General features: G+C 46.6%; 20 protein-coding genes. 9 read left to right on the forward strand and 11 right to left on the reverse strand.

Annotation, left to right across the window (positions count from 1 at the left end):
* Positions 1 to 20 precede the first annotated feature (20 nt).
* From H3S94_RS05585 to rpsF, 8 genes are all read right to left on the reverse strand, one after another.
* A complete protein-coding gene (locus H3S94_RS05585) occupies positions 21 to 599 on the reverse strand; it encodes a CvpA family protein (protein ID WP_198240521.1) in 579 nt (192 codons plus the stop codon).
* A 139-nt stretch (positions 600 to 738) separates the two neighbouring features.
* Entirely contained in the window at positions 739 to 2,139 is a 1,401-nt protein-coding gene (radA, locus tag H3S94_RS05590) for a DNA repair protein RadA (protein ID WP_077991703.1), read from the reverse strand.
* A 5-nt stretch (positions 2,140 to 2,144) separates the two neighbouring features.
* The gene (locus H3S94_RS05595; RefSeq protein WP_077991705.1) at positions 2,145 to 3,647 is read right to left on the reverse strand and encodes a replicative DNA helicase; all 1,503 of its coding nucleotides are present in this window, start codon (positions 3,645 to 3,647) and stop codon (positions 2,145 to 2,147) included.
* Between the two features lie 467 nt (positions 3,648 to 4,114).
* Positions 4,115 to 5,380: a cyclopropane-fatty-acyl-phospholipid synthase family protein gene (locus H3S94_RS05600; protein WP_198230935.1), complete on the reverse strand. Its 1,266-nt coding sequence runs from the start codon at positions 5,378 to 5,380 to the stop codon at positions 4,115 to 4,117.
* A gap of 243 nt (positions 5,381 to 5,623) precedes the next feature.
* Positions 5,624 to 6,232, reverse strand: a complete 609-nt coding sequence (gene rplI, locus H3S94_RS05605; RefSeq protein ID WP_077991708.1) for a 50S ribosomal protein L9 — start codon at positions 6,230 to 6,232, stop codon at positions 5,624 to 5,626.
* A gap of 22 nt (positions 6,233 to 6,254) precedes the next feature.
* Positions 6,255 to 7,235, reverse strand: coding sequence for a hypothetical protein (locus tag H3S94_RS05610; RefSeq protein ID WP_198240522.1), 981 nt, complete (start codon positions 7,233 to 7,235; stop codon positions 6,255 to 6,257).
* 117 nt (positions 7,236 to 7,352) lie between these two features.
* Positions 7,353 to 7,601: a 30S ribosomal protein S18 gene (gene rpsR, locus H3S94_RS05615; RefSeq protein WP_075870048.1), complete on the reverse strand. Its 249-nt coding sequence runs from the start codon at positions 7,599 to 7,601 to the stop codon at positions 7,353 to 7,355.
* A complete protein-coding gene (gene rpsF / locus H3S94_RS05620; protein WP_077991711.1) occupies positions 7,601 to 8,011 on the reverse strand; it encodes a 30S ribosomal protein S6 in 411 nt (136 codons plus the stop codon). The genes rpsR and rpsF overlap by 1 nt, the downstream gene beginning before the upstream one ends.
* Before the next feature lie 336 nt (positions 8,012 to 8,347).
* Between rpsF and H3S94_RS05625 the strand changes: the two genes are divergently transcribed.
* From H3S94_RS05625 to gmk, 9 genes are all read left to right on the forward strand, one after another.
* Positions 8,348 to 8,932 carry an undecaprenyl-diphosphatase gene (locus H3S94_RS05625; protein ID WP_198240523.1) on the forward strand — a complete coding sequence of 195 codons (585 nt, stop codon included), beginning with the start codon at positions 8,348 to 8,350 and terminating at the stop codon, positions 8,930 to 8,932.
* Positions 8,933 to 9,015: 83 nt separating this feature from the next.
* Complete coding sequence (gene fabD / locus H3S94_RS05630; protein ID WP_077991715.1) at positions 9,016 to 9,960, forward strand: ACP S-malonyltransferase; 945 nt, start codon at positions 9,016 to 9,018, stop codon at positions 9,958 to 9,960.
* A 15-nt stretch (positions 9,961 to 9,975) separates the two neighbouring features.
* On the forward strand, positions 9,976 to 10,713 hold the full coding sequence (gene fabG, locus H3S94_RS05635; protein WP_198240524.1) for a 3-oxoacyl-[acyl-carrier-protein] reductase: 738 nt from the start codon (positions 9,976 to 9,978) through the stop codon (positions 10,711 to 10,713).
* A 346-nt stretch (positions 10,714 to 11,059) separates the two neighbouring features.
* Positions 11,060 to 11,296 (forward strand): acyl carrier protein, encoded by a 237-nt coding sequence (locus H3S94_RS05640; protein ID WP_077991719.1) that lies wholly within the window; start codon positions 11,060 to 11,062, stop codon positions 11,294 to 11,296.
* 119 nt (positions 11,297 to 11,415) lie between these two features.
* Complete coding sequence (fabF, locus tag H3S94_RS05645) at positions 11,416 to 12,678, forward strand: beta-ketoacyl-ACP synthase II (RefSeq protein WP_198240525.1); 1,263 nt, start codon at positions 11,416 to 11,418, stop codon at positions 12,676 to 12,678.
* Positions 12,679 to 13,005: 327 nt separating this feature from the next.
* Positions 13,006 to 14,223 (forward strand): endolytic transglycosylase MltG, encoded by a 1,218-nt coding sequence (gene mltG, locus H3S94_RS05650; RefSeq protein WP_369805736.1) that lies wholly within the window; start codon positions 13,006 to 13,008, stop codon positions 14,221 to 14,223.
* A gap of 339 nt (positions 14,224 to 14,562) precedes the next feature.
* Complete coding sequence (locus H3S94_RS05655; RefSeq protein WP_198240526.1) at positions 14,563 to 14,784, forward strand: hypothetical protein; 222 nt, start codon at positions 14,563 to 14,565, stop codon at positions 14,782 to 14,784.
* A gap of 48 nt (positions 14,785 to 14,832) precedes the next feature.
* Entirely contained in the window at positions 14,833 to 15,720 is an 888-nt protein-coding gene (locus H3S94_RS05660) for a YicC/YloC family endoribonuclease (protein WP_198240527.1), read from the forward strand.
* A gap of 60 nt (positions 15,721 to 15,780) precedes the next feature.
* Entirely contained in the window at positions 15,781 to 16,449 is a 669-nt protein-coding gene (gmk, locus tag H3S94_RS05665) for a guanylate kinase (RefSeq protein ID WP_198240528.1), read from the forward strand.
* Positions 16,450 to 16,681: 232 nt separating this feature from the next.
* On the opposite strand, the gene rsmA is transcribed toward gmk, so the two are convergent.
* Genes rsmA through H3S94_RS05680 form a run of 3 tightly spaced genes read right to left on the reverse strand, consistent with a single transcriptional unit; the run spans position 16,682 to position 19,493 of the window.
* Entirely contained in the window at positions 16,682 to 17,518 is an 837-nt protein-coding gene (gene rsmA, locus H3S94_RS05670; RefSeq protein ID WP_198240529.1) for a 16S rRNA (adenine(1518)-N(6)/adenine(1519)-N(6))-dimethyltransferase RsmA, read from the reverse strand.
* Positions 17,515 to 18,522, reverse strand: coding sequence for a 4-hydroxythreonine-4-phosphate dehydrogenase PdxA (pdxA, locus tag H3S94_RS05675; protein ID WP_198240530.1), 1,008 nt, complete (start codon positions 18,520 to 18,522; stop codon positions 17,515 to 17,517). The genes rsmA and pdxA overlap by 4 nt, the downstream gene beginning before the upstream one ends.
* The gene (locus H3S94_RS05680; protein ID WP_198240531.1) at positions 18,522 to 19,493 is read right to left on the reverse strand and encodes a peptidylprolyl isomerase; all 972 of its coding nucleotides are present in this window, start codon (positions 19,491 to 19,493) and stop codon (positions 18,522 to 18,524) included. Before H3S94_RS05680 ends, pdxA begins: the two co-directional genes overlap by 1 nt.
* Positions 19,494 to 19,551: the final 58 nt, after the last annotated feature.

The raw sequence follows: 19,551 nt of genomic DNA on the forward strand, positions 1-19,551 counted from the left end.
TATAGGCCACCCATTTTAATTCAATCACCCGGTTGTGCCGGATTTTCTCCGACGCTATTGTCGGTATTTAACGGTTCATCTTTTTTCAACACAGTTGAAGCCTTGTCGAAAATCCAGTCCGGATCCTTCGGTAATAAATCCCAAATCTGGTTACTCAAAGAATCAAGCATGGGCTTGGTTTTAGCATCTTTCAGCCATGGTGCCTGATCTTCCGGTTTGATAAGCTGGTTGATGAGCAACATGGCGATGACCATAATGAAAAGCCCGCGAACAACGCCGAAAATAAATCCTACGGTGCGATCCAGTGCACCGATTCGGCTATCTATAATAATATCCGCAATTTTCATTGTAATGATGGAAACAATGAGAAAAACAACGACAAAAATGATTGCCAGACTCGCAATTAGCGCGATTGTTTTGTTGGAAAGGTAAGATTCCACAAAGGGCAGGAGGTTTTTATAAAGAAGCACCGCCGCAACGGCAGCAATGACCCATGATGCCAAAGATAAAACTTCACGCGAAAAGCCGCGTACCATGGCCAGAAAGGCTGAAAACAGGATTACTGCAATAACCAGGCCATCAAGGGCTGTCATGAACATCAGGCTTGTCCTTAAGTTCGCTTCGATCGGCAAAATATAATGACAGTGTCGTCAATTACGTCTTCAATGCCAGTTTGGAAAACCAATATCAATATTTCCCTTTATTTAAAAGTGGTAAGCCCGCTTTTTGTCCACAAAGTCAATTCTGTGTCGGGGGCGAGGCACGCCTTTTTCCGGAAGCAATTGCTGCAACAAGTTCGGGCAAGTCGCCAAAGCTTCTCTGCCTGAAAGAGGGCGATTTGATGGTCTCGCTCGTACCCGATGGCAAAATTGCGCCTTTAAATCCGAGTTTTTCAGCTTCCTTCAATCTTTGTCCGGAATGGGAAACGGCACGCACCGCTCCCGACAAACTGACTTCGCCAAAAAAGACATAGTTTTGAGGCAGCGTTATTCCGGCAAGAGAAGAAACAAGAGCTGCCGCAACTGCAAGATCGGCGGCGGGTTCGGAAATGCGGTATCCGCCAGCAACATTGAGATAAACATCATGTTGCCCGAAACGGACACCGCAATGGGCTTCAAGAACCGCAAGAATCATGGAAAGCCGGTTGCTGTCCCATCCAACAACTGCGCGTCTTGGCGTACCAAGGGAAGTTGGCGCAACCAAAGCCTGTATTTCGACAAGGATCGGCCTTGTCCCCTCCATGCCCGCAAAAACCGCCGCACCGGGCGCATTGCTGTTGCGTTCTCCAAGAAATAGTTCGGATGGATTATTGACTTCCCGCAAGCCATGATCCGACATTTCAAAAACACCGATTTCATCAGTCGGGCCAAAGCGGTTTTTCACGGTTCTTAAAATTCTGTACTGGTGTCCGCCTTCACCCTCGAAATAAAGCACCGCGTCAACCATATGTTCGACAACGCGAGGGCCCGCAATTTGCCCGTCTTTTGTGACATGACCAACAAGGACAACTGCTGCCCCCGTTTTTTTGGCAAAGCGTATCATCGCCTGCGCACCGGTTCTCACCTGCGTTACTGTTCCCGGAGAAGAATCGACCGCCTCGGACCAAAGCGTCTGTATAGAATCGATGATGACGAGATCAGGCTTTTTGGCATTTGTGAGCGTTGCAAGAATATCTTCGACATTGGTTTCGGCAGCAAGCTCCACAGTTGTGTTGGCAGCACCCAAACGTTGTGCACGCAAGCGGATCTGCGCCACCGCTTCTTCACCGGAAACATAGATAACATGACAGCCTTGACGGGCAAGCGCTGCTGCGGCTTGCGTTAGAAGTGTCGATTTTCCAATTCCCGGATCACCGCCTACAAGAAGTGCCGAGCCTCTCACAAAACCGCCACCTGTCACACGATCAAGTTCGGCGATTCCCGATTTTATCCGCGGTGCGTCTTCAATAGAGCCGGAAAGCGAAGTGAGGGCAACGACGCGCCCTTTACGGCTGCTTTTGGCAGGCCCGCCGCCAATACCGCCGCTCGTTCCTTCTTCGACAATGGTGTTCCATTCGCCACATGCATCGCATTTTCCCGCCCACCGGGAATAGACCGTGCCGCAATTTTGACAGACAAACTGGGTGCGTGTTTTTGCCATAGAGATCAGCCGAATTGCTCTGGTAGCTTGTCACTTTCAGCAAGATCGGAAAAGCGCGTATATTCGGACTGAAATGCCAATCTTACAGTTCCTGTCGGACCATGACGCTGTTTCGCCACAATCACTTCGGCCTTGCCAAAGACTTCATCCATCTCGGCTTGCCATTTCAAATGTTCTTCACTGCCAAGCTTCGGCTCTTTGTTTCTGATATAATATTCGTCACGATAAACAAACAGCACGACATCGGCATCCTGTTCGATAGATCCCGATTCACGAAGATCGGAAAGTTGCGGGTGTTTGTCATCACGCGCTTCAACCTGACGGGAAAGCTGCGACAATGCAATGATCGGGATATTGAGTTCTTTGGCAAGAGCCTTCAAACCGGTCGTGATTTCGGTAATTTCCTGCACGCGGTTTTCCGACGCGCGTTTCGAGACGCCGGTCATCAATTGCACATAGTCAATGACCAGAACATCAAGCCCATGCTGGCGTTTAAGCCGCCGCGCGCGGGCTGAAAGTTGTGCAATGGAAATGCCACCTGTCTGGTCGATATAAAGTGGCGCTTTCTGCAATCTTGTCATCGAATGAAGCAGTTTTGCGAATTGATCTTCGGTAATATCGCCACGGCGGATTTTGGAAGAAGAGACTTCCGCCTGTTCGGAAATAATACGCGTTGCCAATTGTTCCGATGACATTTCGAGCGAGAAAAAACCGACGATTCCGCCTTCATTTTCTTCTTCCGGAAGTTTGTTTTCTTTCGCTTTGATAAAGGCATTGGCAATGTTGAAGGCGATATTGGTGGCAAGTGACGTTTTACCCATGCCCGGACGACCGGCAAGGATGATAAGGTCGGAACGTTGCAAACCACCCATTTGCTCGTCGAGCTTTTTGAGCTGTGTGGGAATACCAGACAGTCGGGAAGTGCGCTTTTTTGCAGCTCCCGCCATATCGATCGCTTTTTTTACAGCATCATCGAAACTTTCAAAGCCGCCGCCATATTTACCGGTTTCGGCCAGTGTGAACAGTTTTTGCTCGACATTTTCGATTTGTTTTGAAGGAGTAAGGTCAATCGGCGCATCATATGCGGTATTGACGATCTCATTTCCCAGATCAATCAAAGAGCGACGTGTATAAAGGTCATAAATGGCGCGGCCATAATCTTCTGCATTGATGATGGTGACGGCTTCTGTTGCCATGCGGACAACGTAACTAAAGACCGTCATGTCGCCGATTTTTTCATTAGCCGGAATAAACGGTTTGATTGTAACGGGATCGGCATGCTTGCCGTTTTTAATAAATTCGCTCAAAACGGCAAAAATCGTTTGATGTAATGGCTCGAAAAAATGTTCAGGCTTTAAAAAATCGGACACACGGTCAAGTGCATCATTATTGATGAGAATTGCCCCAAGAAGAGCCTGTTCAGCTTCGATATTATGCGGAATCTGCCTGAACGGGAGTGTCTCATCACCATTGGTTTGCCCGATATTGAGAACTTTTGCTTCTGACATGAGTCTATTGCTGCTCGCCTGAATTTTGTTTAATTGGAAACCCCTGTTACTGTACACCATTGTGGGTAGGGACTGCCACTTTTTTTTCTCCATTAACAAGGTTTTACCCGATTGCCAGATTTTTCAATCTATTACCAGCCGGAAAAAGAAATGGCAAATGAACCGGATTTCCGTGCGTTTTAAATATTAAAATCCCGTCTGCCGGAAATGGATTCACATTCCGGAAGAGAAAATATAAATTTTGTATTTTTTAAAAATGCCACACATCCGGCCATATATGGCATTTTTCTTCAAAAAGAAATTGTTTCGACAACCGGAATGACAATCACTTTGAATGTTGAAATATCCGCATTTTCACGAACTTGTCGTTTTAGTTGATTCACGGAATTTCATTTCAAGAGAACGGATTTTTACAGGGCATTTTCAGCGAAACCGGCGCTTTAACCTTGTCCTGTTTTCCTATTGCCTCAGTTGCTTTTTTTGTTTTTTGCCACTTTCAAATTCGGATCGGCGTCAATTTTTTCAAGACGCGCTTCTTCCTCGGTAATATAATCGCGCGTTAAAGGAACTGCATCCTGCTTGTGGGCTAGCTGGATCTGGAAAACCATCATACCTTGCCAGCGGAAAGCACTTTCCGATGCGGCAAGATAGAATTCCCACATGCGACAGAAACGTTCGTCGTATAATGCTTTGGCTTCATCCCAATGAGCAAGGAAAGCTTCTCGCCATGCTTTCAATGTTTCGGCATAATGCAGACGCAATATTTCTATATCGGTAATGATAAGTCCGCTTTTTTCAATAACCGGAATGACTTCCGACAATGAGGGAATATAACCACCGGGGAAAATATATTTGGCAATCCATGGATTGGTAGCACCCGGTTCGCCTGAACGGCCGATTGAATGGAGAACAAAGCGCCCGTCGGGTTTCATCAATCTTTTGACATGGTCGAAATATTCTTTGTAATGGCCGATGCCGACATGCTCGAACATTCCCACTGAAACAATTTTGTCAAAGCTGTCATCAAGCTTGCGATAGTCAAGAAGCAAAAATTTGGCTTTATCCGAAAGTCCCATATCTTTGGCACGCTGGTTGGCAATGCCATGCTGTTCGTGAGAAAGCGTAACACCTGTAACATTTGCACCGAGAACACGTGCAAAATAGAGACCAAGTCCACCCCAGCCACAGCCGATATCAAGAAGTTTTTCACCCTGTTTGACTTGCAACTTGGCTGCCAGATGGCGCTTCTTGGCTAATTGCGCCTCGGCAAGGCTGACATGCGGATTTTCAAAATAACCACATGAATACTGGCGATCGGGATCAAGAAACAATTCATAGAGTTTGCCTGATAAATCGTAATGATGCTCAACGTTTTTTGCCGAGCGGCGCAATGTGTTCATCTGCGCGAATCGTTTTGTAGCAGTGCGAATGAACGAAAATGCTTTCATCCATAGTTGATTTTCAGCAATTGGGCCTGTGCTTTCAAAAATTGTTTCGAGCAGCGTGTAAATATCGCCTTTAACAAATATAAACCCGCCTTCCATATAGGCTTCGCCCAGTTTCAAAGCAGGGTCGAGGGCAACTTCACGTTCCCATTTTGCCGATGTAAAGCGTATTTGAATTGGCTTGCCCGTCTGGTCGCCGAACTGGTGTGTGACCCCACGTGAATCGGTAATTGTCAAATTACCTTTAGTAATAATGTGGCTGGCAGCCGTCTTCAATAAAGCAAACATCTATCGAGTCCCATCTTCCATTTAATAAATTGGCCGCTTTTATGCATAAACAAGCGTTTAAATTGCTATTAAAAATCTATTTCAAGCGATGCGCTGTTTATAATGCTGATTTTTAAAAAAAACACCCGACCATCGGGTCGGGTGTGTTCATTTTTTTTTGACATGTCAAGAAACAACTGTACCAAAACACTAGGACGGTGTGTCGCACTCAAGACAATGTTATCGTAAACGGCGACTCAAAGCTTATTCGGCTTTGGTTTCTTCCGTCTTTTCTTCGGCCTTCTTTTCGGCTTCGTGTTCGGCACCTTCCTCGTCGAAAATTTCTTCCGAGAGCGGTTGTTCCTCAATGCCGTAGATAGCTTCAATCGAAGTCAGATCTTCACCGGCAGCCTGACGTTCGGCTTCTTCAGCAGAACGGGCAATATTGATGGTGACATTGACCTGAACTTCAGGGTGAAGATTGACAGCGACATTATGCAGGCCGATTGTTTTGATCGGGTGATTAAGTTCTACCTGCGTGCGAATAATTGTGAAGCCTTCAGCCGTAATAATATCGGCAATGTCGCGGGTCGAAACAGAACCGTAGAGTTGTCCGGTTTCACCGGCAGAGCGAATGACGACAAATGTCTTGCCATCGAGTTTGTCGGCAACTTGCTGGGCCTCGCTCTTGCGTTCGAGATTGCGGGCTTCCAATTGGGCTCTTTCGTTCTCGAATTTCTTTTTGTTTGCTTCATTGGCGCGCAAGGCTTTTCCCTGGGGAAAAAGAAAATTGCGTGCAAAGCCGTCTTTCACAGAGACGGTATCACCCATTTGGCCGAGGCGGGCAATGCGTTCGAGAAGTATAACATCCATTTTAAATTCCTTTCAGCTGCATTTATTGTTTGATTTTGCCGTGTTGACGGCTGTCTTGAATGGTTGTCCATATCCCCATCAAAAGAAGAATGAGGGATACCGGAACAGTGAATATGAACGTGAAAAGCGAAACATAGACGAATCCCAATATAAAAATCCGCCCATTAATGCCGCGCGTCAGATTATGTAGATAGGCAAGTCCGGTCATTGAAATTGCCAATGTAAAAGTCGTGTTGAAGACCGACGCGCATAGATTAAGAAATGTCCCCAGTTGGAAAAATGTGGCCCCGAAGGCGACAATGAAAATGATAAGTGCGGGCAATGGCAGACGGAATTTTTTCGGCCAGTCATCGCGCGGGCGGGCGAGTCGTTTCATGCGTTGCGCACCGACAAGCGCAAAATACAGATTTCCGGTGAGAAAGAGCACGCCGTAAGTGGACAGACTACTCGATAATAACGGTACGATATTGGTTACCAGAAAGTCGTGGAAGGTGATGATGTCGGCTTCGCTTGCCGAATTGGTCTCACGCAAGGAGTTTGCGATAAAACTGGCAATTTCACCGGCAATGATCGGCGTGGTCGGGTTGTTGTAGAGTATTGTGCCGATGAAAACACAAATAATCGAGATGAAGCCGGTCAACAAAAAGATGACAGAAGAAAGCGGATACCACTTGATGGCATGGCCATCCTCGTCCATTTCGGCAAGCCCTAACAGCCAGGATGCATAGACGGCGGGAAGGAAAAACAGCAATGTAAAGCCAAGCCCGATATAGAAATTTTGTGCAAATATCAGAACGACTGTTGCTGTAACAAGAGAAATGACGCTGGCAGCCGTGCCCCAACCAAAGGCCACTATGAAAATCGGTAGCGACATAAAGCAGCCGAGTAACAATGCAAGTGGCGGAAAGACCAGAAAAAAGCTCATAATAGCTGTTGCAAGGACGGCAGCAAACAGCCCGCCCAAAATACCCGCCGGAAATGTATAGGATTTTTTTTGCAACATTGATTCGCTGTCCTGCCTTTGCAGTTAGGGGCCAAGATGATTGCTCCAACTCCGGTTTTATTTAAACCTGCACCGAAAGCAGGGGAAGCAGCCGGTCAAACCGGCTGCCGGAATTGCTTACTTGACGACATAAGGCAGAAGGCCAAGGAAACGGGCGCGCTTGATAGCTTTAGCCAATTCGCGCTGCTTCTTCTGGCTCACTGCGGTAATGCGTGAAGGAACGATCTTGCCGCGCTCGGAAATATAGCGCTGAAGAAGTTTCACATCCTTATAGTCGATTTTCGGTGCGTTCGGACCTGAAAACGGGCAGGTCTTGCGACGACGATGGAAAGGACGACGGGTCGGGATCTGACTAATATCAACCATTATTCATCTCCTTCATTGTTATCATCATCACGTGAACGACGCGAGCGGCGTGGACGGTCATCATCCTTGCCATAACGTTCATCACGATCGCGACGCGAAAGCATCGCGGATTGGCCTTCCTCAAGCTCGTGAACGCGAACCGTCATGTAACGGAGAATGTCTTCATTGATGCGCATCTGCCGTTCGACTTCTGCAATGGCAGCAGCCGGAGCATCGATGTTCATCAAAGTGTAATAGGCTTTGCGATTCTTGCGAATGCGATAGGTCAGCGTACGCAAACCCCAATTTTCAATACGCCCGACTTTGCCGCCATTGGCTTCAATGACACCCTTGTAGAGTTCTACAAGCTGGTCAACCTGTTGCGGTGCAATATCCTGTCGGGCAAGGAACACATGTTCATAAAGAGCCATTGTTTTGCCTTTCTTCTGTTAATCTTTGTCGACCTCCGGCGCAGAGCCTCTGCGACTTGCCTTTCCGGCTAAAGCCGAAGAAGAAAGGACGCGTGTTTCGAGACATTCGAGAGCGGAGACACGGGAGGCTTGAAACATTAACGTTTCCTGTCGCTTGTTTGGCGACCCTCCGTTCAACCCCCGGCCAAATGCCGACAATGAACGCGCGGTCTTTACAGTGTATTTGGAAAAATAGCAAGCAGGAAGACAACAAAAACCGTTTTCGGGTTGGAAGAATGGTATTGTCGATATATGAGTGATTGAAATTTAACAGCCAATTTTCGGAGTTCAGGCAAAATGGCTTTTCTGGAAAATATCGATATTTTCATTTTCAATTTTTTCGCCGCAACACCGCAAACCCCGACACTCATTGCTTATTTGGGCATTGTTTGTGCGAAATTCCTTATCTATTTCATTCCATTCCACTTGATTATATTATGGTTTTTTGGCGGGCGAGGGGAAAGGCAAGCAGCCCTTTCTATCGTGATTTCAGTGGCTGTAGCGCTTCTCCTCAGTTTTATTATCGGACAACTTTGCTATCGACCGCGTCCCTTTGTGGCAGGAATCGTCAAAGCTCTTATCGAACACAAGGAAAATGCTTCCTTTCCGAGTAATCATGCCTTGATTTTCACAATCTATGTTTTTTCATTATATTGGTATCGTTATAAACAGGTGGCCAGAATTGGTCTTGTTCTCGGTTTGCTGACTTGTTGGGGGCGTGTCTTTACAGGCGTCCATTATCCTTCCGATATTTTCGGCGGTATCGTTCTGGGGCTTGTAATTTCTATGATAGTAGCGCGATTTCTTATGCCGTTTGTTCCCAAATTTATTTATGAATTGCCATATTCACCAAAAGGAAGAGGAACAGATTTACAGGCCTGATCCGTTAAGTCCGGCTTGACTTTTAGCACTTTTATAGGCCAAGACCTGATAATCTTTGTTTTTAAGCCAGGGAGTACACTCTAATGGTTTGTGCATTTACCTTTCCCGGTCAGGGAAGTCAGACAGTTGGTATGGGCAAAGCACTGTCGGAACAATTTTCCGAAGCGCGTGCAGTATTTGAAGAAGTCGATGATGCTTTGGGTGAAAAACTTTCCTCGGTTATGTTTGAAGGGCCGGAAGATGTTTTGACATTGACCGCTAATGCACAACCGGCTTTGATGGCGGTTTCCATGGCTGTCATCAGAGTGCTCGAAAAAAACGGACTTGATCTCAAGAACAAGGTTTCATTCGTAGCAGGGCATTCTCTTGGCGAATATTCGGCATTGTGTGCTGCTGGAACGTTCAGCCTTGCCGATACTGCGCGCCTTTTGAGAATTCGTGGAAATGCCATGCAGGAAGCGGTTGCAGTAGGCGAGGGGGCCATGGCAGCAATTATCGGCCTTGAAGAAAACGTTGTTGCAGAGATTTGCAGTTCGGTTCTGGGGGAAGGCGTTTGCGAAATTGCCAATGATAATGGCGGCGGGCAACTTGTTATTTCAGGCGCGACAAAAGCTGTTAACGAAGCAGTCAAACTTGCAACAGAAAAGGGCGCAAAGCGGGCAATTCTGCTTTCTGTTTCGGCACCGTTCCATTCCAGTTTGATGCAGCCTGCTGCTGAAGCCATGCATGATGCTCTTCTCGACGTGAATAAACTTGCACCAAGTGTGCCGGTTATTCCCAATGTTTCTGTCGAGCCGGAAACAAATCCGGAAAAAATCATAGAATTGCTCGTTCGTCAGGTCACAGGCCGCGTGAGATGGCGCGAAACAGTGGAATGGTTGGCAGCTCATCAGGTCGATACACTTTTTGAAGTCGGTAGCGGCAAAGTTTTAACCGGACTTGCAAGACGAATCGACCGGAATTTGCACGGCCTGACCGTAGGGACGGCCGAAGAGATTGACAATGCGCTGAAAGCGCTTGGTGTATGATTAAGGAATTTGGCGATGTTTGAATTTAAAGGGCGTAAGGCACTTGTAACCGGAGCGAGCGGTGGTATCGGCGAAGCGATTGCACGTCGGTTGCATGAACGGGGCGCTATTGTCGGACTTCATGGCACACGCGAGGAAAAGCTGAAAGCTCTTGCCGAAGAGCTGGGTGATAATTGTTTCGTTTTTCCTGCCAATCTTTCCGATCGTGAAGAAATTGCAAAATTGGCAGAAAAAGCCGAAAATGAAATGGATGGCATCGATATTCTGGTCAATAATGCCGGCATAACACGTGACGGACTTTTCGTGCGTATGAGCGACCGTGACTGGGATGATGTGTTGGCCGTCAACCTGACAGCGGTATTTCTTTTGACACGCGCATTGACCCACCCGATGATGCGCCGCCGCTATGGGCGCATTATCAATATTTCGTCTATTGTCGGTGTTACCGGTAATCCCGGTCAAACCAATTATTGTGCAACCAAAGCCGGCGTCATCGGTTTCTCGAAATCTCTCGCTCAGGAAATTGCAAGCCGCAATGTGACAGTCAATTGTATTGCTCCGGGGTTTATTGAGTCGGCAATGACCAACAAACTTAACGACAAGCAAAAGGAAACAATTATTTCGGCTATTCCTATGAAGAAAATAGGAACAAGCGACGATGTAGCGGCTGCCGCGATCTATCTTGCAAGTGACGAGGCTTCCTTTGTCACCGGCCAGACATTGCACGTCAATGGCGGAATGGCGATGATCTGACGATTGATTGTGAAAGACTCGAATGAGTATTCACCAATTTTAAAAGTGCAATATTTTGCGCCGGATGCTATGTTTTTATAGTTTTTGCTTGAGCAAAAAGACATAATTCTGGCACAAAATGAAGAGAAAGACGCAAAATTTGCTAAAATATCTTTGCGCCTTGGCGCCGAGTATGGTAACTGGCGCCTTTAAGGCCGGCGGGTAAAGCCGGTTGATCCCTTGAGGGGATATCCACAGGATGTATTTGAAAACCTAAAAATGATAGGGTTAAATGCATCTATTGCTTGATTAGATGAGCCCGTGCCGCTAACCAAGGCAGGGAAACAACAAAAGTCGAGGATCCGACATGAGTGATACAGCAGAACGCGTCAAGAAAATCGTCATCGAACATCTTGGTGTTGATGCAGATAAAGTAACCGAAAACGCAAGTTTCATTGACGATCTTGGTGCCGATAGTCTTGACACCGTAGAATTGGTCATGGCTTTTGAGGAAGAATTCAACGTAGAAATTCCTGACGACGCAGCCGAAACGATTTTGACCGTTGGCGATGCCGTCAAATTTATCGACAAGGCTTCGGCCTGATTGCTTAAGGAGGCAAAAACCTTTGTCGGTTTTTGTCTCCTGTTCTTTTTTGCTCGCCAATATTTGCTCGCCAATAAACGAGTAATCCGGTTTAATTTTTAAGATTGGGATTTGAAAGTATGAGACGTGTCGTCATTACCGGTTTGGGGCTGGTTTCTCCACTGGCCGGCGACGTGGAACATAGCTGGAAACGGCTTCTTGAAGGTAAAAGCGGCGTTCGCCGTGTAACCGAGTTCGAGGTCGATGATCTTCCGTGCCAGATTGCCGGCCGTATACCACTCGGTGACGGTACTGATGGAACGTTCAATGCCGATCTTCATATGGAGCCGAAGGAACAGCGCAAGGTTGATCCGTTCATTCTCTACGCAATGGGAGCGGCGGACGAAGCACTAGATGATGCCGGCTGGCACCCGTCGAATGACGAAGACCAGATTCGTACCGGAGTTATAATCGGTTCGGGTATTGGCGGTGTCGAAGGAATAGTCGAAGCCGGATATACTTTGCGGGACAAAGGTCCAAGGCGTATTTCACCATTTTTCATTCCCGGACGACTTATCAATCTCGCATCGGGTTATGTTTCGATCAAACACCACTTGCGCGGCCCTAACCACGCTGTTGTTACTGCATGCTCGACAGGCTCGCACGCGATTGGTGACGCATCAAGGCTGATTGCACTTGATGATGCTGATGTTATGCTTGCCGGCGGCACTGAATCACCGGTGAACCGCATTTCTCTGGCCGGATTTGCTGCTTGTAAAGCGCTGTCAACCGGTCGTAACAATGACCCCGAACATGCTTCACGTCCTTACGATAAAGACCGTGACGGGTTTGTTATGGGGGAAGGCTCTGCCGTTGTTGTGCTTGAGGAATTGGAACACGCTAAAAAGCGTGGTGCCAAAATTTATGCAGAAGTGATCGGCTACGGTTTGTCCGGCGACGCCTATCATATAACAGCTCCTTCCGAAAGTGGTGATGGAGCAGAGCGGTGCATGCGTGCAGCGATTAAACGCGCCGGAATCGATCCTTCGGAAATTGATTATATTAATGCACACGGAACATCGACGATGGCCGATACAATCGAACTGGCAGCCGTTGAACGTGTCATGGGCGCACATGCCTCGAAAGTCTCGATGTCTTCTACAAAATCATCAATAGGCCATCTGTTGGGGGCTGCCGGTGCTGCCGAAGCTATATTCAGTGTGTTGGCCATCCGCGACAATATTGCACCCGCAACAATCAATCTCGATCATCCGTCTGTCGAAACGAAGATAGATCTCGTTCCCCATAAACCGCGTGAACGCAAGATCGACACTATTTTATCGAACTCGTTCGGATTTGGCGGAACCAATGCATCGTTGATTATGCGCCGTTTTTCAAAATAGATGAAAATTCCGGAATATTTCGCTTTTTCGCTACATTCTTGAAATTTTGCCGCAATCTTGAGATAACCGGTGATGACGGGAAATTTGTAGCAAACAGGATGTGTGCTTATGTCTGATGAAGAAAAGAAGATGACATCCGACCATAATTTTCCCCGGTCATCCTTATCAGAAAAAGAATCGCAACAGCTAAAACAGGATCAATTCGCCTCGGAATCCGGTGCATCGTCATTAAAACAAACTCCTTCGCAAGCGGAACCGGCTACGCAGCCTTCCGGACAAGCTAGCGCACCAGTTGCCGAGGGAGAGGTCGAGAAAGATCAAAACAGTCTGCCGACTTTACAGCAATCTTCGATAGAGCCTGAAGAAGAACCTGAGGAAGCGCATTCATCGCGCTTGCAAATTGGCGGTAGAGATCAGCAGCAAAACGAAGGGGTAAACCCCACGCCTTCCGGAAATGACAATTCCGGCAACATTCCGAACGAGAAAGGTACGACTTCGGAAAAAAATGGTGGCGCAAAAATAAAAGCCAAGCCGAGCCGGTCCAAAGTTGCGCGAAATCCGTTTATAATACTCGGAAATTTCTTCCTGATGCTGGTTCTGGTGGTGATTCTGGCAATCACGATACCGATATATGTCGGAAAAAACATGTTTCTTGCAGCAGGACCGCAGGAATCCGAACAAGTGGTTCTCATCAGTCAAGGTTCCGGAATCAGGGAAATTGCTTCCATACTTGAAAAACAGGGCTTGATAAGGTCGGCAGATATTTTTGTTTACGGTGTCGGCTATCAGGATAAAGCGCGGCTTTTAAAAGCCGGAGAATATGCCATACCGGCACATGCTTCCATGAAAGATATTATGGACATTCTGGTGAATGGAAAATCGATAGAACATTCATTTACCGTGCCGGAAGGGCTGACTGTGGCGCAAGTTTTCGACCGTCTTGCCGCCAATGATATTCTGGTCGGCGATTTACCGAAAGTTTTGCCGCCTGAGGGAAGCCTTATGGCAAATACCGTTAACTTTACCCGCGGGACGACGCGTGAACAGATCGTGAAACGGTTACGGGAAGGCCAGCAGAAACTGGTTGCCGACATCTGGGCAAAGCGCAGTGCCGATTTGCCTATAAAAAATATCAATGATTTTGTGACACTTGCTTCAATTGTCGAAAAAGAAACCGGCATCCCGTCCGAAAGACCTCAGGTGGCAGCGGTTTTTTATAACCGGCTTGAAAAAAATATGCGGCTGCAATCCGACCCGACGGTCATTTATGGTTTGTTCGGGGGGAAGGGTAAACCATCCGACCGGCCGATCTATCAATCCGATCTTGATAAAGAAACTCCCTATAACACTTATAAAATAAACGGACTTCCGCCTACACCGATTGCAAACCCAGGAAAAGACGCGTTAGAAGCCGTAGCCAATCCACCTAAAACGGATGCACTTTATTTTGTTGCTGATGGTACGGGCGGACATGTTTTTTCAAAAACATTGGATGAGCATAATGCAAATGTGCGCAAATGGCGCGCTCTGCAAAAAGACGAGTAAATTAATCAGGCAGAAAAATAACCTGTAAAACTCTTATCAAGCAGGCGGTCACCCGCACCGGATTGCGTCGACATTGCGATTTGCCGAATAAAGAGCATCTATGATGTCGAATTATTCGTTACCGGCATTTTACGAGCATTCAAGTTGAAAGACGTTATCAAATCCGGCTTTTTAAATAGCACGGCGTTTTAAACATTTTTCTCAAATAAAGTACGTTCATGATTTGTCGGGTGAACTATTCAAATGACCCTTTTTCTTGCATGCAATTCGATTGCCTCGATTTAACTGATAATATAAAAGTGGGAATGATTAGTTTGTCTCACGCTATTTTGAAAAATTATGGACGCTGAACCAATAGAGAATCGGAAAAACTTAAAAACCAAAGTGCTTGAAGATGGTGTGCGGAAATGTGATTTTGTAGAAAATAAAACAGCGATCGGCATAGCTCGACAGAAATCACAGACCGGTTCTGCCGAAGGATCGCTTTTCCCGTCTGTAATTGTAAAAAGTTTGAATGTCTCACCACCGTGGGAAGGTTCTATGACTGTTTTCACCCGTTAGTTTTCAGAAATGTTGTTTGAGGGGACAACAATATTTAACAGGAGTTTAGTGACATTGCAGAGTATGACAGGATTTTCCCGATCAATGATGACAGCGGAAAACGCGACAATTGTTTGGGAAACGCGTTCGGTTAACGGCAGGAATCTGGATTTGAGATTTCACTCGACCATTGCCATTGACACTATTGAATATGAATTGAAAAAAAAGGCGTCCGAGTTTTTTTCGAGGGGCAATATAAATTGTTCGCTTAATGTGTCTTTTGCTGCGGGCAATTCCCACCCGAAAATCAATCGGGAGTATCTCGATTGGGTATTGAAGTTATCCGACGAACTCGAACAGACATACGGGATTCAAAAACCCACGATCGACGGCTTGTTGAATATGAAAGGTATCCTTGAATACGGTACGCCGGAAAATGAAACAGTCGAAAACGAGGATCTGAAGCGGGCTATCGTGGGCGGATTTGAAAAAGCGCTCAATGAACTCAAATTTGCCCGCGAAAAAGAAGGGGGCAATCTTCAAAAGATTCTGTCAGGCCAGATAGATAATATTGAAAAACTGGTCAATGAAGCACGCAATGATCCGGCGCGAACACAAGAAGCAATAAAAGACCGGTTAAAAGAGCTTATTGACTGTCTTCTCGGAGCCGGTGACAAATTCGACGGCCAGAGATTGGAAATGGAAGCGGTTTTGCTGGCTACAAAAGTCGACATTCAGGAGGAACTAGACCGTCTTGATGGACATGTCGAAGCTGCACGATATTTGCTCGGATTGAACGAACCGGTCGGTCGGAGGCTGGATTTTCTTGCTCAGGAATTCAACCGTGAAGCCAATACTCTGTGCTCGAAGGCGCATACAGCCTCGCTCTCGACCATTGGGCTGTCATTGAAAGCGGTGATTGACCAGTTGCGAGAGCAAATCCAGAACGTTGAATAAATGAAAAGTCATGGCGCTTGGGGCTTTACTGCTTTATGACGATTAATGAAGGAATGGACAATGGAAAATACATCTGAACGCGAACTCAATTTGAAAAATGCGGGAACACGACGCGGTGTATTGTTGGTGATTTCATCACCATCGGGTGCCGGTAAGTCCACATTGTCGCGTTTATTATTGGAAGACGGTCATCTTGGATTATCGGTTAGCGTTACGACGCGAGAACCAAGACCGAGCGAAATTAATGGTGTCCATTATCACTTCATCAGCGAAAAAGAATTCAAAAAAAAGCGCGATAATGACGAATTGATAGAATGGGCGGAAGTTCACGGCCATTTTTACGGTACATTACGCGAAACGGTGGATACAGCTCTCGCCGCAGGCCGTGATATGCTTTTCGACATTGATTACCAAGGCGCCAGACATTTACAGGAAAAAATGCCGAATGATGTTGTCTCCATCTTTATTTTGCCGCCTTCGATGAAGGAGTTGAAATCACGTTTAACCGGACGTGGAGAAGATTCAAAAGATGTGATTGACCTCAGGCTCCATAATGCACGAGGAGAGATCGAGCATTATAAATCATATGATTATGTAATAATTAACGAAGATCTCGAACAGTCATTTTCCCTTATAAAAGCCATCCATCTGGCCGAGGCAATGAAAAGACGCCGCTGTCTCTACCTCACTTCTTTCATAAATGGCTTATTGAATGAAAAAGTGGAATAATTTGGTCTGAACGGGAATATCAGCCATTGGCAGTGTCAATGATACATGACGCTGCCCGATAAATCGCCTTTCGGTGTTTTGCGACATTTCACGAAAATATTGCCTCATGTTTTGGTTCGAGAAGCGAAAATAATTGATCGTTTGCAAACAATATTGCTTGATAGAAACGTGAGGGTAGCGTGCTCTCTGGAATTTGTCTGCTGGCGGTTGTTTTTCTGAAGCGGTAAAAGCTCTATCCTTGTTCTTCAAGGGCTTTGGCAAGGTCTACAAATTCTTTTATATCGAGTGTTTCGGCTCTTCTTGTGCCGTCGATTCCCACTTTTTCAAGTAAAGACTCGCCACCGAGCGATTTAAGACTTTGGCGGAGCATTTTGCGTCTCTGTCCGAATGCCGCTTTGGTCACGTTTTCCAGATAATGCAGGTTACAGTGAAGCGGATTATTATTCGGTATGATGTGGACGATCGAGGAGGTTACTTTAGGGGGAGGTGTAAAGGCTTGTCTTGGAACATCGAACATTATGCGCGAATATGTGCGCCATCCGGCGAGAACGCCCAAGCGGCCGTAATGCGGGGAACCGGGGAGTGCCACAATACGTTCGGCCACTTCTTTTTGAAACATCAATGTCATGGATTTATAAAAAGGCGGCCAAGGTTCGGCTGAAAGCCAACGTATCAGAAGTTCGGTTCCGATATTATATGGAAGATTGGCAACGATTGCAGGCTTTTCTGTGCCATTAAAAAGGCTTTGATAGTCTTCGACAAGTGCATCACCTGAAATAATACGCAGGCGATCAGGATAGATTCCAGCAATTTCTTCTAACGCGGCAATGCAACGTGTGTCGCGTTCGATGACCGTCACAATTGCACCTTGAGCGAGCAGGGCGCGCGTCAAGCCGCCAGGACCGGGTCCTATTTCCAATACCGGCTTTCCGGCTATGTCACCCGCCTGACGTGCTATTTTTGCGGTCAAGTTGAGATCGAACAGAAAATTTTGTCCAAGCGATTTTTTTGCACTCAAGCCGAATTTTTCAATGACTTCACGTAAAGGAGGGAGTGAATCTATTGTCATGACTGGTGCGTGTTTTTTGCAAGTTCGTCGGCAAGCTTCAAAGCGGCGATGAAGCTTTCAGGTGAAGCTATTCCTTTTCCTGCTATATCAAAAGCTGTTCCATGATCGGGGGAAGTGCGAACAAAAGGCAGCCCCAGAGTGACGTTGACGGTGTCATCGAACCCGATTGTTTTAACCGGTATCAATGCCTGATCGTGATACATACACAACGCAGCATCGTAATTTTCGCGAGCACGGGCATTGAACATGGTATCTGACGGAAGTGGACCAATAAGCTCGATTCCCTCGGAGCGCAAAATGTCCATCGCCGGTTTGATAACGGTTTCTTCCTCGTGCCCCATCGCACCACCTTCACCGGCGTGCGGGTTAAGGCCGGCTATTGCCAGTCGTGGAGTTTTTATAGCAAACTTTTCGGATAAATCCCGTGCGACGATACGCCCTGTTTCGACCAACAATTCCTTGGTTAAAGAGTGTGGAACTTCTTTTATAGCAATGTGGACAGTTACCGGAACGGTTTTTAATTCAGGACCGGCAAGCATCATAACCGGTTTATAAGGCCGTCCATCAAGCTTTGCCGCGAGATCGGCTAAAAATTCTGTGTGGCCGGGAAAATGAAAGCTTGCATCATAAAGAATTTTCTTAGCTATCGGACACGTAACCAATGCACATGCCTTTTTCGAGTGAACAAATCGAACACCGCGTTCTATTGCTTCCACAATTCCGGCTGCATTTTTTGAAGAAGGTTGCCCCAGTTCAGCCGATTGCCGGTTATTTAATGCGACAATCGGGAAAGTCGCGTCGAATTTTTTCTCGACCGCGTCAATATCGACAACCGCAAAGCGGACATCCATTTTCAACAATGAAATTGTCTTTGCGACCATATCAGGGTCAGCCAGAACAAAAAAAGCCGGTATCTGGCGAAAATGGCGTAATTGCCAGGCTTTCAGTGCAATTTCCAGCCCGATCCCTGCAGGATCACCACTACTGACGGCAAGGACAGGCATCAAGGATTTTCAATGCGGGCTTTTGACCGCAATTCCTTCACATATTTTTCACTTAAGTCCTCGGCCTTTTTATCTCCGGACTTTTCATTGTCCTGAATAGTAAAGACCAATTGAGCGACTTTATCGTCCGAAACCTTTTTAATATTGCAAACGGCAATCGCTTCAACGCCCCTTGCAGTTTCCTGTGGTGGGGTCATGCGCCCGACAGGAGTTGCCTTGATTGCTTTTTCCCACTCTTCCGGCAATTGAGGCTCAAGCACGCGGCCGAGGTTACGCACAGTGACATCAAGCATAGTTGTTGCTTGTTGTTTAAGATTGCTGCAACCGGAAAATTTCGAGCGGAATAATTCGGCGTCCTGCTTCCTTTTTCCCAATATTGCATTGCGTCGGTCACTTGGAACAACAAAAATAACTTGCTGCAGTTCGTATTCGTTAGCGGTAGGTTTAACGCCACCGTTTTTCAACATACGCTGTACGGCTTCCTGTTCGGAAATAATTCCGCCCTCGGCGCGATAACGTGCACTGACCAAACGCCCCCATCCCATCTGGACGCGAATATAATTTTTAAAATGGTCGGCTGTTACACCGGCTTGGCCCAACATATCTGTAAGCTGTGCCACAGTCATATGATTTCGTTCGGCAAAGCCCATAAATGCCTTGTTTACCTCGTCGTCCGAAACGTCGATATTGCGTTTTTTCATTTCGACGCGCTTGAGCATTTCTTCAATAAGTTCGTCCTTGGCTTGCGAAGTCAGATTTCCTGTTTTTCTTTGCAATTTAAGGAAGGCCGCACGCCTTTGAATGTCATAATTGGTAATTGCATTACCATTAACAATGACGGCGACAGCCGTTTGCGCCGAAACTCCGGCCTGCTGGGCTCGTGGTGCACAAAAGGCGTTGCTGTGTAAAAAAGTTACGCCCATGAGCGACGCAATACATAATGCCAATGAGCTGTTTTTTATCTTCTTCATTGTTTCTAGCTTCCGCTTTTTGCCAATTTTTCAACAAATAATCGATATATTGTTCTTA

It is taken from the genome of Bartonella sp. B10834G3 (assembly GCF_016102505.1).
Lineage (GTDB): Bacteria > Pseudomonadota > Alphaproteobacteria > Rhizobiales > Rhizobiaceae > Bartonella > Bartonella choladocola.